The organism is Paracoccus sp. 22332, assembly GCF_052045125.1.
In the GTDB taxonomy this organism is placed as follows: domain Bacteria; phylum Pseudomonadota; class Alphaproteobacteria; order Rhodobacterales; family Rhodobacteraceae; genus Paracoccus; species Paracoccus haematequi_A.
Window position 1 is genome coordinate 117,067 of record NZ_JBQEOI010000003.1, and the last position, 13,834, is coordinate 130,900.

The 13,834-nt window shown below is 69.1% G+C and carries 11 protein-coding genes; 4 read left to right on the top strand and 7 right to left on the bottom strand.

Annotated features, from left to right (window positions below):
• Window positions 1-33: 33 nt before the first annotated feature.
• The 7 genes from ACTJI6_RS04535 to ACTJI6_RS04565 form a co-directional block, all read right to left on the bottom strand.
• Entirely contained in the window at window positions 34-1,368 is a 1,335-nt protein-coding gene (locus tag ACTJI6_RS04535; protein ID WP_440798235.1) for a M16 family metallopeptidase, read from the bottom strand.
• Entirely contained in the window at window positions 1,365-2,768 is a 1,404-nt protein-coding gene (locus ACTJI6_RS04540; RefSeq protein WP_440798237.1) for a M16 family metallopeptidase, read from the bottom strand. The genes ACTJI6_RS04535 and ACTJI6_RS04540 overlap by 4 nt, the downstream gene beginning before the upstream one ends.
• Window positions 2,769-2,838: 70 nt before the next feature.
• Window positions 2,839-4,053 carry a cytochrome P450 gene (locus tag ACTJI6_RS04545; protein WP_440798239.1) on the bottom strand — a complete coding sequence of 405 codons (1,215 nt, stop codon included), beginning with the start codon at window positions 4,051-4,053 and terminating at the stop codon, window positions 2,839-2,841.
• Window positions 4,050-4,568, bottom strand: coding sequence for a DUF3035 domain-containing protein (locus tag ACTJI6_RS04550; protein WP_126153092.1), 519 nt, complete (start codon window positions 4,566-4,568; stop codon window positions 4,050-4,052). Before ACTJI6_RS04550 ends, ACTJI6_RS04545 begins: the two co-directional genes overlap by 4 nt.
• 29 nt (window positions 4,569-4,597) lie before the next feature.
• The gene (lspA, locus tag ACTJI6_RS04555) at window positions 4,598-5,269 is read right to left on the bottom strand and encodes a signal peptidase II (protein ID WP_440798241.1); all 672 of its coding nucleotides are present in this window, start codon (window positions 5,267-5,269) and stop codon (window positions 4,598-4,600) included.
• A complete protein-coding gene (purH, locus tag ACTJI6_RS04560; protein WP_440798243.1) occupies window positions 5,269-6,858 on the bottom strand; it encodes a bifunctional phosphoribosylaminoimidazolecarboxamide formyltransferase/IMP cyclohydrolase in 1,590 nt (529 codons plus the stop codon). Before purH ends, lspA begins: the two co-directional genes overlap by 1 nt.
• A 109-nt stretch (window positions 6,859-6,967) precedes the next feature.
• Window positions 6,968-8,200 (bottom strand): RsmB/NOP family class I SAM-dependent RNA methyltransferase, encoded by a 1,233-nt coding sequence (locus tag ACTJI6_RS04565; protein WP_440798639.1) that lies wholly within the window; start codon window positions 8,198-8,200, stop codon window positions 6,968-6,970.
• Window positions 8,201-8,290: 90 nt separating this feature from the next.
• Here ACTJI6_RS04565 and ACTJI6_RS04570 point away from each other — a divergent pair, with 90 nt between their 5' ends.
• From ACTJI6_RS04570 to ACTJI6_RS04585, 4 genes are all read left to right on the top strand, one after another.
• Window positions 8,291-8,482 carry a DUF1674 domain-containing protein gene (locus ACTJI6_RS04570; protein ID WP_126153090.1) on the top strand — a complete coding sequence of 64 codons (192 nt, stop codon included), beginning with the start codon at window positions 8,291-8,293 and terminating at the stop codon, window positions 8,480-8,482.
• Window positions 8,483-8,484: 2 nt separating this feature from the next.
• On the top strand, window positions 8,485-9,819 hold the full coding sequence (locus tag ACTJI6_RS04575) for an amidase (protein WP_440798246.1): 1,335 nt from the start codon (window positions 8,485-8,487) through the stop codon (window positions 9,817-9,819).
• Window positions 9,820-9,988: 169 nt separating this feature from the next.
• A complete protein-coding gene (locus ACTJI6_RS04580) occupies window positions 9,989-11,197 on the top strand; it encodes an aminotransferase class I/II-fold pyridoxal phosphate-dependent enzyme (RefSeq protein WP_440798248.1) in 1,209 nt (402 codons plus the stop codon).
• A gap of 6 nt (window positions 11,198-11,203) precedes the next feature.
• Window positions 11,204-13,807, top strand: a complete 2,604-nt coding sequence (locus ACTJI6_RS04585) for a DNA translocase FtsK (RefSeq protein ID WP_440798250.1) — start codon at window positions 11,204-11,206, stop codon at window positions 13,805-13,807.
• Window positions 13,808-13,834 lie beyond the last annotated feature (27 nt).

Here is a 13,834-nt window from a genome sequence, read left to right on the forward strand (position 1 = left end):
GGGGGCGCGAAGCCCCCGGTGCAACAGCCAAGGTCAGTTCGCCGCCTCGGCCGGTTCGGCCTTGTCCGTCGCGGCGATCCCTTCGGGGCGCCCCACCAACACGAAGCGCAGCCCGTCCGCGTCCAGCAGCCGCCCAGCCACGCGCTTCACGTCCTCGGCCGTCACCGCCTCGACCTTGGCGTTGCGGGTGTTCACATAGTCGATGGGAAAGCCGATCAGCTGCATCCCGGCCAGGATGGTTGCGATCTTGCCGTTGCCGTCGAAGCGCAGCGGATACTCGCCGGTCAGATAGGTCTTGGCGTCGTTCAGTTCCTTGTCGGTCACGCCTTCGGCCAGCCGGTCCCATTCCTGCCGGATCAGATCGACCGCCTGTCCGGTGGTGGCGTTCGACCCCGCCATGCCCCCCTGCCAGGTCTGGCCATAAAGGCCCGTCGCCAGCGCGGTTCCGACGCCATAGGTCAGGCCGCGCTTTTCGCGGATCTCTTCCATCAGACGGGAACTGAAGCCGCCGCCGCCCAGGATGTGATTGGCGACATAGGCCGCGAAATAATCGGGATCGTCGATGGGCAGGCCCGGCCCGGCGAAGCTGACCACGGTCTGCGGGCTGTCCCAGTCGATCACCGTGACGCCGCCGGTCAACTGCAACTGCGCGGGTTCCGGCAGCGGCGCGGTGCCCTGTTCCGGCAGGCCCCCCAGCACCTTGTCCAGCAGCAGGCCCAATTCCTCGGGGCTGATGTCGCCCGCCGCGCCCACCACCACGCGGTCGCGGGCCAGCACGCGGTTCTTGGCCGCGACCAAATCCTGCCGGGTCAGCCCGGCCACCGACTCCGCCGTGCCGTTGATCGAAGTCGCATAAGGATGCTCGCCCCAGGCCTGGCGGGCCATTTCCTTGGCGGCGATGGATTGCGGATCGGTCGCCTCGGACCGGATGATGGATTGCACCTGCGCGCGGACGCGTTCCACCGCGGCATCGTCGAAACGCGGCCGGGTCAGTGCCTCGGCCAGCAGGGCGGCGGCTTCGTCGCGGTTTTCCGTCAGCGCGCGCATCCCGACCGACAGCGCGTCGTCGCTGACATCAAAGGAAAACCGCGCGCCCAGGCCCTCGACCGCCTGGGCGAAGGCCACGGCATCGCGGCTGCCTGCGCCTTCCTCCAGCGTGGCGGTCATCAGGTTGATGGCGCCGCGCTTGTCGGGCGCGTCCAGGCTGGCGCCGCCCTTGAAGTCGAATTCCAACGCGACAAAGGGGATGCTGTCGTCCTGGACCAGCCAGGCCTTGATGCCCCCGGGCGAGGTGACTTCCTGAATGTCGATGGCGTGGGCGGGAACCGCCAGGACGGCGACGAACAGGGCGATGGCGGCGCGGATCATTCTTGCACCTCGGGCTTGGGGGTGGTGGCGGTCGGGGCGGGGGCGTCCCCGGCCTCTGGCGGCGGCGGCAGCAGCCAGCCGGTCACGGTGGCCTCGCTGCCCAGCACCTGCCGGGCGGCGTCCATCACGTCCTCGGCCGTGACGGCGGCCAGGATGTCGGGCCAGTCGTTCACGTCCTGGACCGACAGCCCGGTCGCCAGCCCCTGGCCATAGTCATAGGCGCGGCCATGCGCGGAATCGAGCGCATAGACCCGCGCGGCCTCGATCTGGGTCTTCACCCGGTCCAGATCGGCCGGGTCTGGGCCTTTTTCCAGGAAGGCCGCCAGAACCCGGTCCAGTTCGGCCTCGGCCTTCTCGGGGGGCACGCCGTCGGCCGGGACCAGAGAGATGCCGAAGCTGGTCGGATCGACCGAAAACCCGTCATAACCTGCATTCACCCACAGCGCCTTGCCCTTCATCGCCAGTTCGCGCCCCAGGACCGAGGTCTGGGCCGACCCGCCCAGCAGTTCCGCCAGCACCGTCAGCGCGGCGGCGTCCTTCTGGTCGCCGGGATTGCGTTCGGGGGCCAGATAGCTGCGCGTCATCACCGGCTGCGGCACGCGGGGATCTGTCATCTCCATCCGCCGGGGCGAACGTTGGGTCGGTTCCTGCGGGCGGATGCGGGGTTCGGCCTCGCCCTTGGCGGGGATCGGGCCATAGTATTTTTCCGCAAGCTCGCGGGCCGTTTCGGGCGTCACGTCGCCCGCCAGGATCAGCACCGCCTCGTTCGGGGAATAATGGTCGTCATACCAGGCCAGCGCGTCGTCGCGGGTCAGCCCCTCCATCTCGGCGCGCCAGCCGATCACCGGGCGGCCATAGGGATGGTTATAGAACAGCGTCGCATTGCGTTCCTCGGCGAACAGCGAACCGGGGTCGCTGTCCACCCGCTGCGCCCGTTCCTCCAGCACGACCTGGCGTTCGGCCTGCCAGTCGTCCTCGCCGATGCGCAGGTTGGCCATGCGGTCGGCCTCCATCTCCATCACCAGGGGCAGGCGGTCGGCGGCGATGCGCTGGAAATAGGCGGTATAGTCATAGCTGGTGAACGCGTTGTCCATGCCGCCATTGGCGGTGACGGTCTTGGAGAGTTCGCCCGGCTCCAGCGTGTCGGTGCCCTTGAACATCAGGTGTTCCAGGTAATGCGCGATCCCGGACTTGCCGGGCTGTTCGTCGGCGGACCCGATCTTGTACCAGACCATCTGCACCACGACCGGGGCGCGGTGATCCTCGATCACCACGGTTTCCAGGCCGTTGGGCAGGGTGAAATGGGTGATGCCGTTGGTTTCGGGGGCGGGCATGTCCGCAAGGGCGGGCAGGGCGCTGACGGTCAGGGCCAGCAGGGCAGGCAGCGTCGGTCGCAGCATGGGGGCGGAACCTCCTTGGTCTCGCGCGGAAATCTGACCAAAGGCGACCGGGCGCGCAACCGGCAACACGCTAATGTGTCGTGACAGAGACAGGCAGCGACAGGGGGCCATGCGCCTGTAGGCCGGTCTTCCAGACGGCGGTCCCGGCAGGTACGATCCGCCGGGCGCGGGCCAGAAGGCGCGCGAACAGGATCTCCATGTTCAGCCGCGCCAGGGTGTTGCCCAGGCAGACATGCGGCCCCGCCCCGAAGGCCAGGTGCAGGTTGGGCCTGCGCGCGACATCGAAACGGTCGGGGTCCGGGAAGGCGCCGGGATCGCGGTTGGCGCTGGCGTAAAGCAGCCCGAAGGCCGTCCCCTTGGGCCAGTCCTGCCCGCAGATCGACAGATCCTCGGCCGCGTAGCGGTGGAAGAAGATCAGCGGCGGGGCAAAGCGGAACATCTCGTGCACCGCCGTCGGCATCAGGCCGGGATCGTCGCGCAGCCGGGCCATCTGGTCGGGATGGACCAGCAGCGCGTGCAGGCCGCTGCCCATCGCGTCGATGGTCGATCCGTGTCCGGCATGGAGGATCTGCATGACGGTCGCGATCAGCTCGTCATGGGTCAGCAGGCCCGCATCCTCGGCCCCGATCATCGCGGTCATCAGGTCGTCGCGGGGGCGGGCCTTGCGGTCCGCATGAAGATCTTGCAGGGCGTCGTGGAACAGGACCACCGCCCGTTCGGCCTGCGCCTTGCGGTCTGCCGTGCGGCGGCTCATGTCGAAATAGCTGACGGTGTCCTCGGACCATTGCGTCATCTGCGGGGCAAGCGCGGGGTCGGCGCCGATCAGATGGCCGATGACCTGCCCCGGCAGATCGGCGGCCAGATCGGCGATGAAGTCGAAGCGGCCCTGCGGGATCAGCCGGTCCAGCGCGGCATCGACCCAGCGGGTGACGAAGGGGCGCAGACTGTCCAGCCGGGTCTTGGTGAAGAAGGGAAACACCGCGCGGCGCAGCCGGTCATGGTCCGGCCCATCCAGTTCCAGCATCGAGGTCTGCACGAAGCGTTCGTGGAACGGCATGTCGTGGAAATTCTGGGCCACCTGCCTGCGGCGGCGTTCGGCGGGGCCGAAGATCGCGGTGCCGCGCACCATCCGCCGGTCCGAGGCGATGGCGCGCGCATCGTCAGCGCGGGATGCCAGGCGGAAGCCTTGCCACTGCGGCAGGCCCGGCATGGCCCGCAGCCGGGCATAGGCCGGCCAGGGATCCGCGCCGAAGCCGGGATGGGCGGGGTCGAAGTCCGCCGTCATTCCTCGGCGGGCGGGGGCGAGGTCTGGGTGATGGCGCCTGCGCGCTGCCAGCGTTGCTGTTCGGTCCGCGAATCAAGCGCCATGGGGCGATAGGCGCGCTGATAGACGGTGGTGCCGAACAGCGCCTCCAGCGGGCGCCGCTTGTTGCGCGACCGCCAGTCGGCGTCGGATTGGGCCAGTTTCTCGCGGATGGCGGGGTCGGTGCCGCGCCGGTTGGCATGGGCGATCAGCGCGCCGTCGGCGGCGGCGATGCCCTGGTCCGCCAGCCGCGCGGGATTGCCGCCAAGCGCGGCCACCGCATCGGCGTTCGGATTGGGGTCGGTGATGTTGGCCCCGCCCGGCGTCGGCGCGGGCAGCAGCGCCAGGTCGGGCGGCATGGACAGGGGGCGAGTCGGCAGGATCGCGAATTCGTCCGGGCTGTTCTGGCCGGTTTCGATATTCATCAACTGGTTGCTGCCGCAGGCCGACAGCCCGATCACGGCCGCGACGGCGATGCCCCTGACGAAAGCCTGCATGTCCTGCCCCTTCATTCGTTCCGCCCGTTCTAGCCGGATTTGCCCGTGCCGTCACGGGCCTTCTCGCGCGCGCCGTCACCGCCCCTGGCGCGCGGCTTGCGGGCGGGCTTGGGCGGTTCCTTCTTCTGCGGCACCAGCACCAGCCCGATGGCCCCGGCGAAGATCGCGATGTCGGCCACGTTGAAGCTGTAGGGGTTCTGCCAGCCCGGCAGCGACATGTTCAGGAAATCCGCCACCGCGCCGTAAAGCAGCCGGTCTATGACATTGCCCAGGGCGCCGCCGATCAGCAGCCCCGCCGCGACACGGGCAAAGCGCCCGGCATCGGCGCGCCAGATCCAGATCCAGACCCAGGCGACGATGGCCAGGGCCACCGCGATCAGGATCCATTTCGTGACATCGGTATCCGACGCCATCAGCCCGAAATTCACCCCCTGGTTCCAGGCCATGCGCAAGTTCAGCCAAGGCGGCAGCACGTCGATTTCCCGCAGCCGGTCCAGTTGCAGGACATGGACGACCCAGTATTTCAGCACCTGATCGATCACGAAAATCGTCGTCGCGATCCAGATCACCAGCCGCATGTCGGTGCGGACCGGACCCTTGGGCTTTTTCGGCCTGCGCGGACGCCGGGGCTTGGGCGCGGATTGGGGCGCCGGTTGGGACGCTGCGGGGGGCGTCGGTTCCAGGGGCAGTTCCTGCTGCATCAGTGCCGGAAATGCCGCTGGCCGGTGAAGACCATCGCCAGCCCCAGGCGGTTGGCCGCCGCGATCGCCTCGTCGTCGCGCATCGATCCGCCGGGCTGGATCACCGCCTTGGCGCCGGCTTCCGCCAGGGCCTCGATCCCGTCGGCAAAGGGGAAGAACGCGTCCGAGGCCACCACCGCGCCGATCGTCAGCGGTTGGGCAAGGCCCAGGGCCTCGGCCATGTCCTCGGACTTGCGGCGGCCGATGCGGGTGCTGTCGACGCGGCTCATCTGGCCCGCGCCGATGCCGACGGTGGCAAGGTCGCGCGCATAGACGATGGCGTTCGATTTCACATGCTTGGCGACGGTCCAGGCGAACAGCATGTCGTTCAGTTCGCTGTCCGAAGGCTGGCGGTCGCTGACCACCTTCAAGTCCGAAAGGGCCACATGGCCGTTGTCGCGGCCTTGGACCAGAAAGCCGCCCGCGACCTGCCGGAAGGCAAGCCCCGCCGCCTGCGGATCGGGCAGCCCGCCGGTGGTCAACAGACGCAGATTCTTCTTGGCGGCGAAGATGCGCTTCGCGTCCTCATCCGCATCGGGGGCGATCACGACCTCGGTGAAGATCTTCGCGATCTCCTCGGCGGTCGCCCCGTCCAGTGTCTGGTTCAGCGCGATGATGCCGCCGAAGGCCGAGGTGCGGTCGCAGTCGAAGGCCCGCTTGTAGGCCTCCACCGCCGTCTCGCCCCGCGCCACGCCGCAGGGGTTGGCATGCTTGATGATCGCGCAGGCCGGGCCTTGGGCGGGATCGAATTCCGCCACCAGTTCAAAGGCCGCGTCGGTGTCGTTGATGTTGTTGTAGGACAGTTCCTTGCCCTGCCACTGCCGCGCCGTGGCGACGCCGGGGCGGTCGTCGCCGGTGACATAGAAGGCCGCCTGCTGGTGCGGGTTCTCGCCATAGCGCAAGGGCTGGGCCAGCGTGCCCGCAAAGGCGCGGCGGCGGGGCGTTTCATCGCCGATGGCGGCGGCCAGCCAGGTGCTGACGGCGGCGTCATAGGCGGCGGTGCGGGCATAGGCGATCTGCGCCTGCCGCTGGCGGAAGGCGAGGGTGGTGCGGTCGTCGTTGGCGTCCAGTTCCGCCAGCAGCGCGTCGTAATCCTGCACGTCAACGATCACGGTGACGAAGGCGTGGTTCTTGGCCGCCGCGCGGATCATCGCCGGGCCGCCGATGTCGATATTCTCGATGCAATCGTCATGGCCCCCGCCCTTGGCGACGGTTTCCTCGAACGGATAGAGGTTCACCACCAGCAGGTCGATCGGACCGATGCCATGGGCCTCCATCGCCGCCAGATGTTCGCCATTGTCGCGCAGCGCCAGCAGCCCGCCATGCACCGCCGGATGCAGCGTCTTGACGCGGCCGTCCATCATCTCGGGGAAACCCGTCACATCGGCCACGTCCACCACGGTCAGCCCGGCCTCGCGCAGCGTCTTGGCGCTGCCGCCGGTGGACAGGATCTCGACCCCGCGCGCGTCCAGCTTGCGGGCGAAGTCGATCAGCCCGGTCTTGTCGGAAACGGAAATCAGCGCGCGTCGGATCGGCACGGGATGGGACATGGTGGCCTCGCATCTGGATTCGGCGCCCAACTATCCCCCCCGCCGCCCGAGGTCCAGCACTCCAGTCACGGAAACGGGGATTTCTTCTTTGCCCAAATACCCATTTCCCTCATCCCGCCTTGCGCAGCCGCGCCATGAAGAAGCCGTCCATGCCGCCGCGATCCGGCCAGTAATCGGGCCGGGTGCGCAACCCGCCTTCGGGCGTGATCCAGTCCGCCGGAACGCCGGGCAGGGCGGGCGTGTCCACCCTCAGCCCCGGATGGCGCGACAGGGCAGCGGCGACCTGGGCCTCGCCCTCGTCGGGCAGCAGGGAACAGACGGCATAGACCATGCGGGCCCCCGGCGGGATCAGCGACAGGGCATGGTCGATCAGCCGCGATTGCAGGTCGATCAGCGCAGGGATCCCCGAACCGTCGCGCAGGAAGGGCAGGTCGGGATGGCGGCGGATCGTGCCGGTGGCCGAACAGGGCGCGTCCAGCAGAATCGCGTCCAGGGGACCGTCGGCCCGCCATTCGAGCGCGTCGGCCGCGATCAGATCGGCGGTCAGGGCGCAGCGTTTCAGGTTTTCGGCCACGCGCCGCAGCCGGGCGGGACTGATGTCCACGGCGGTGACCTGCGCCCCGGCGGCGGCCAGTTGCAGGGTCTTGCCGCCCGGCGCGGCGCAGAGATCGGCGATTCGTTCGCCGGGACGCGGATCCAGCAGCCGCGCGGGCAGGGCGGCGGCAGCGTCCTGGACCCACCAGTCGCCCTCGGCATAGCCGGGCAGGGCGCTGACCTGCGCCGGGCCGTGGAGGCGCAGGGATCCGGTCGGCAGGGGTTCCGCGCCTTCGACAGTGGCGCCGGGTTTGGTCGTCAGATCCAGCGGCGCCCCCGCCTGATGCGCGGCCTCGATGGCGCGGGCGGCGTCCTCGCCATAGGCGGCGGCGACGGGATCGCGCAGCCACGCGGGCATGGGCTGAGGCGGCAGGTCCGCCCAGCCGGGATGGGCCGACACCTTGCGCAGAACCGCGTTGACCATGCCCGACGCGGCCTGGCCCTTTTGCCCCAGGCCGCGCGTCAGGGTCACGGCGGCATCGACCACGCCATGCGCGGCGCCGTCCAGGTCCAGCATCTCGACCACGGCAAGGCGCAGGATGTCGGCGACCTGCGGGCTGGGCTTGCGCCCGACATAGGCCGCGATCACCCCATCCGCGCGGGACTGGTGGCGCAGCACCGCCGCCGCAAGGCGCGCGGCGCGGGCCTGGTCCGCCGGCGGCAGCGCCTTCAGGGCGCCCGCCTGATCCGACAGCGACAGCCCCTCGCGCACGCCCGCCAGCAGGCGCAATGCCCCCGAACGCGCCATATCCACGCCACGCTTTGCCAAATCGCTTTCCTTTGCCTAAATCCGCTGAAAGACTGAACCGACCCTTACGTTCATTCGGGGACTGTTGCCATGACCGATCTGCCACAGGACGACCGCGACGACCTGCCGCCCGCAGCCCGCCGCGCCCTGGCCGAGGCCGCCGAGCGCCGCAAGGCCGCCGCCGCCGCGCAGCCCCTGCCCAAGGAATACGGCGGGCGCGACGGACCGGAACCCGTGCGCTTCGGGGATTACGAAAAGAACGGCCTTGCGGTGGATTTCTGAGGATGGACTGGCTGCGCGCGCCCGCCGCCCAGCAGGGCCGTGCGATCATGGCGGGGTTGCTGGATCCGCTGGACCAGACCGAAGCCTATCTGGCCGCCATCAAGGCCCATCCCGACGCCCGGCGCATCTATGCCCGCGTCACCGATGTCCGCGCCCGGTCCGAATCCGTGGCCGCCCATGACCGCGCCAAGCTGGAACTGCGGCGCGGGCTGTTGGACGGCGTGGCGATCAGCTGGAAGGACAATATCGACAGCGGCGGCACCGTGACCGAAGCCGGGTCGAAGCTGCTGGAGGGCCGCGTCCCGCGCAAGGATGCCATCGTGCTGGCCCGCGCGGCGCGGCAGGGCACGATCTGCCTGGGCAAGACGCATATGACCGAGCTGGCCTTTTCCGGCCTGGGGCTGAACCCGAACACGGCGACGCCGCCGAACGCGCTGGATCCCGATCTGGCGCCGGGCGGGTCGTCGTCGGGCGCGGCGGTGTCGGTGGCCCTGGGGCTGGCGGCGGCGGCGATCGGATCGGACACCGGCGGGTCGCTGCGGGTGCCCGCCGCTTGGAACGATCTGGTGGGGTTCAAGCCCAGCCACGATTCGCTGCCGGAAAAGGGCGTGGTTCCCCTGTGCCGCAAGTTCGACATCACCGGCCCCATCGCCCGCACGGTCGAGGATTGCGCCGAACTGTTCGCGCTGATGGCGGGGACGAAGCCGGCCGACCTGACCGGCGCCTCGGTCGCGGGACGCCGGCTGATGGTGCTGGACGGCGTGCCCTTCGAGGATGCCGAGGAAGGTCCGGTCGCCGCCTTCGAGGATGCCGTGGACCGGCTGGCCCGCGAGGGCGCGCAGATCGACCGCGTGTCGAGCGACTGGGTGGCGAAGGCGATGCCCCTGTCGGCATCGCTGTTCGCCCCCGAGGCCTATGGCATCTGGCGCGCCCAGATCGAGGATGCGCCGGAGCTGATGTGGAAGCCGATCCTGGACCGATTCCGGGGCGGCGCCGATGTCAGCGCCCCCGCCTATGTCTCGGCCTGGGAAAGCCTGGTGCGCATCCGCCGCAAGTGGATCAAGGAGGTCGCGTCGCGCCATGACGCGATTCTGCTGCCGACCGTGCCGATCCTGCCTCCGGTCGCCGCCCGGCTGATGGCGGACGAGGCCGAATTCGTGCGCGCGAACCTGTTGACGCTGCGCAACACCCGGATCGGCAACCTGCTGGGCCTGCCGGTCTGCACCCTGCCCACCGGCCACCCGGCCTGCGGGATTTCGGTGATGGGCCATGCCGGGCGCGACACGCATCTGCTGTATCTGGCCGCGGGGGTCGAGGCGGCCCTGGCCGTGGGGTAGCGCAAGGGGGCGCTCGCGCCCCCTCTTGGCCTGCGGCCAATTCACCCCCCGAGGATATTTGCGCACAGAAGATGATCTCCTCGGGGCGGGCTTTCGCTGGACGCAAGGGCGCGATCACGCTAATGTTTCTTGTGATAAACGGGGCCGAAGACCCCGAAAGCGAGGCAGAATGGCGATCCCCGAGCGGTTTTCGAACCTGCCGGACTATGCGTTTCCGCGGCTGCGGGCGCTGTTGTCCGGCATCGAGCCGGGTCTGAAGAACGGCGAAACCCCGACGGTCCTGACCATCGGAGAGCCGCGCCATGCCATGCCGGATTTCGTGGCCGGGGTGATGGCCGCCAATATCGGCGGTTTCGGAAAATATCCGCCGAACGACGGCACGCCCGGCCTGCTGTCCGCCATCGGCGGCTGGCTGGGCGCGCGGTACGGCCTGGACGTGGCGCCGGACCGGATCATGGCGCTGAACGGCACGCGCGAGGGGCTGTTCAACGCGGCGCTGGCGCTGTGCCCGGAACGGAAGAACGGTGCGCGGCCCGCGATCCTGATCCCCAATCCCTTCTATCAGGTCTATGCCGTGGCCGCCGCCGCCGTGCAGGCCGATCCGGTTTTCGCGTCCGCCACGCCCGAGACCGGCAACCTGCCCGATTACGCCGCCCTGCCGCCCGCCGTGCTGGACCGCGCGGCCATCGCCTATCTGTGTTCGCCCGCCAATCCGCAGGGCGCGATCGCAGACCGCGATTACCTGGAAACGCTGCTGACCCTGGCCGAGCGGCACGATTTCCTGGTCTTCGCCGACGAATGCTATTCCGAGATCTGGCGCGAGGCGCCTCCGCCCGGCGCTTTGGCGGTGGCGGCCGAGATGGGGCTGGCCGACCGGGTGGTGATCTTCAATTCGCTGTCCAAGCGGTCGAACCTGCCCGGCCTGCGGTCGGGCTTCGTGGCGGGTTCGGCGGCCAATATCGCCCAGATCCGCCGGCTGCGCGCCTATGCCGGCGCGCCCCTGTCGCTGCCCGCGCAGGCCGTCAGCGAGGCCGTCTGGCGGGACGAGGCGCATGTCGCGGCCAGCCGCGCGCTGTATCAGCAGAAATACGCCATCGCCGACCGGGTGCTGGGCAACGTCCCCGGATACCGTCCGGTCCAGGGCGGGTTCTTCCTGTGGCTGCCGGTGACGGATGGCGAAGACGCGGCCAGGATGCTGTGGGCGCAGGCGGGGATCCAGGTGCTGCCGGGGGCCTATCTGTCCCGAGAGGTGGACGGTTGCAATCCCGGCAAGGGCTTCATCCGCGTGGCACTGGTGGCCGATGCGGAACAGACCGAACCGGCGCTGCAGCGGCTGCGCGCGGTGCTTTACGACGGAACGACGGGCGGGGAAGGCTGAGGGACCATGGCAAGCTGGCAAGCAAAACACCGCGATCCGCTGTTCGACCAGTCCACCCAGGCGGCGCTGGAACGGCGCGGCAAGGAACTGCTGGGCACCGGGCTGGTCCTGGCGGGCATCCTGATGGCGATCATGCTGGGCACCTGGTCGTCCGAGGATCCCAGCTTTCTGTCGGCCACCGACGAACCCGCACAGAACATGCTGGGCAGCTTCGGCGCCTATGTCGCCTCGCCCCTGATGATGATCGCGGGATACGGATCCTGGATGCTGGTGATCGCCGCGCTTGTCTGGGGGCTGCGCTTCATGCTGCACCGGGGTGAGGACCGCTTCATGCGCGCGCTGTTCACGCCCATCGCGGTGGCGCTTGCCTCGGTCTATTGCAGCACGCTGCTGCCGGGGGCCGGGTGGGAGCAGTCCTATGGCCTGGGCGGGCATTTCGGCGACATGATCATGGGCGCCATGCTGAACCTGCTGCCGGTCAAGGCGCAGATCGGCATCCGGCTGGCCGGGCTGGCGGCGGCCGTCGCGGTGCTGGCGATGACCGCCTTTTCGCTGGGCTTCGCGCGGGCCGAACTGCTGGGGCTGTGGCGCCGCTTCGTGTTCGGGCTGCTGACCGCCCTGGATCTGGCGATGCGCGCCCTGGGCCGGGGGGCTGCGGTCTCGGCCGGGATGCGGCAGCGGTTGCAGGCGCGGCGCGAGGCGAAGGCCGCGCCCGCCGCGTCCGCGACGCGTGCCCCGGTCGTGGCCCGGCGCAAGCCGGCCGCCCCCGAATATCTGGAGCTTGAAGAAGACCTGCCAGAACCCGAACTGATCGAGCACGATTCCGATTACAACGGCGACGCCCCCTCGGCCGAGGAGGTCAGCGGCCGCATCAGCGACGCGATCCGATCGCGTTCGGCCAAGCCCTCGGTCCTGGCCGTCGTGGCCGCCCGCCTGTCGCGCGAGGCCGGAAAGGAAGGCCGCGCCGATCCGCCTGCGCCCGAGGCCCCCGCCGCCGCGGCGGACCTGCCGCGCCCGGACGTCCCCCCGTTGAGGAAGCCTGCCGCCCCCCAGGCGCCGCGACCGCAATCCGCGCCGGATCTGCAATTCGAGGACGTGCTGAACACCTATGAACGCCCGCCGCTGGCCCTGCTGAGCGCGCCTCAGGCGGGCGATCAGCCGACCGTGTCCGAAGAAACGCTGATGGAAAACGCCCGGATGCTGGAGGCCGTGCTGGACGATTACGGCGTCAAGGGCCAGATAACCGAGGTCCGTCCCGGCCCGGTCGTGACGCTGTACGAACTGGAACCCGCGCCGGGGCTGAAGGCGTCCCGCGTGATCGGGCTGTCGGACGACATTGCGCGGTCCATGTCGGCACTGTCGGCGCGTGTCAGCACCGTGCCGGGCCGCACCGTGATCGGGATCGAACTGCCGAACGCGCGCCGCGAAAAGGTGCTGCTGCGCGAGATCCTGGCATCCCGCGCCTTCGGCGACGGCACCCAGCCGCTGCCGCTGGCGCTTGGCAAGGACATCGGCGGCGATCCGGTCGTGGCGAACCTGGCGAAGATGCCCCACCTGCTGATCGCCGGGACCACCGGATCCGGGAAATCGGTCGCGATCAACACCATGATCCTGTCGCTGCTGTATAAACTGACGCCCGACGAATGCCGGCTGATCATGATCGACCCGAAGATGCTGGAACTGTCGGTCTATGACGGCATCCCGCATCTGCTGTCGCCGGTCGTCACCGATCCGAAAAAGGCCGTCGTCGCGCTGAAATGGGTCGTCTCCGAGATGGAGGAGCGGTATCGCAAGATGTCCAAGATGGGCGTCAGGAACATCGAGGGCTATAACGGCCGCGTCCGCGAGGCGCTGTCGAAGAACGAGATGTTCAAGCGCACCGTCCAGACCGGCTTCGACGAGGATACCGGAGAGCCGGTCTTCGAGACCGAGGAATTCAAGCCCGAGACCTTCCCCTATATCGTCGTGATCGTGGACGAGATGGCCGACCTGATGATGGTCGCGGGCAAGGAGATCGAGGCCTGCATCCAGCGGCTGGCGCAGATGGCCCGCGCGTCCGGCATCCACCTGATCATGGCGACGCAGCGGCCGTCCGTCGATGTCATCACCGGTACGATCAAGGCGAACTTCCCGACCCGGATTTCCTTCCAGGTCACCTCCAAGATCGACAGCCGCACCATCCTGGGCGAACAGGGGGCCGAACAGCTTCTGGGCCAGGGCGACATGCTGTACATGGGCAACGGCGCGCGGATCACCCGGATCCACGGCCCCTTCGTCAGCGACGAAGAGGTCGAAGAGGTCGTGACGCATCTGAAATCCTTCGGCCCGCCGTCCTACAAGTCGGGCGTGGTCGAGGGCCCCGAGGACGAGGTGGCATCCGATATAGACGCCGTGCTGGGCCTGGGCGGCGATGGCGGGGACGACGCGCTGTACGACCAGGCGGTGATGATCGTGGCCAAGGACCGCAAGTGTTCCACCAGCTATATCCAGCGGAAACTGGCCATCGGCTATAACAAGGCCGCCCGGCTGGTCGAGCAGATGGAGGAGCAGGGGGTGGTCTCGGCGGCGAACCATGTCGGCAAGCGCGAGGTGCTGGTGCCCGAGGTCTGAGGGCGCCGGATCCGGGGGCGTTCCGGC

What these genes read in the sequence shown, in the direction of transcription:
- ACTJI6_RS04535 (WP_440798235.1), bottom strand. Translation starts at nt 1,368, where the DNA reads ATGATCCGCGCCGCCATCGCCCTGTTCGTCGCCGTCCTGGCGGTTCCC.
- ACTJI6_RS04540 (WP_440798237.1), bottom strand. Translation starts at nt 2,768, where the DNA reads ATGCTGCGACCGACGCTGCCTGCCCTGCTGGCCCTGACCGTCAGCGCC.
- ACTJI6_RS04545 (WP_440798239.1), bottom strand. Translation starts at nt 4,053, where the DNA reads ATGACGGCGGACTTCGACCCCGCCCATCCCGGCTTCGGCGCGGATCCC.
- ACTJI6_RS04550 (WP_126153092.1), bottom strand. Translation starts at nt 4,568, where the DNA reads ATGCAGGCTTTCGTCAGGGGCATCGCCGTCGCGGCCGTGATCGGGCTG.
- lspA (WP_440798241.1), bottom strand. Translation starts at nt 5,269, where the DNA reads ATGCAGCAGGAACTGCCCCTGGAACCGACGCCCCCCGCAGCGTCCCAA.
- purH (WP_440798243.1), bottom strand. Translation starts at nt 6,858, where the DNA reads ATGTCCCATCCCGTGCCGATCCGACGCGCGCTGATTTCCGTTTCCGAC.
- ACTJI6_RS04565 (WP_440798639.1), bottom strand. Translation starts at nt 8,200, where the DNA reads ATGGCGCGTTCGGGGGCATTGCGCCTGCTGGCGGGCGTGCGCGAGGGG.
- ACTJI6_RS04570 (WP_126153090.1), top strand. Translation starts at nt 8,291, where the DNA reads ATGACCGATCTGCCACAGGACGACCGCGACGACCTGCCGCCCGCAGCC.
- ACTJI6_RS04575 (WP_440798246.1), top strand. Translation starts at nt 8,485, where the DNA reads ATGGACTGGCTGCGCGCGCCCGCCGCCCAGCAGGGCCGTGCGATCATG.
- ACTJI6_RS04580 (WP_440798248.1), top strand. Translation starts at nt 9,989, where the DNA reads ATGGCGATCCCCGAGCGGTTTTCGAACCTGCCGGACTATGCGTTTCCG.
- ACTJI6_RS04585 (WP_440798250.1), top strand. Translation starts at nt 11,204, where the DNA reads ATGGCAAGCTGGCAAGCAAAACACCGCGATCCGCTGTTCGACCAGTCC.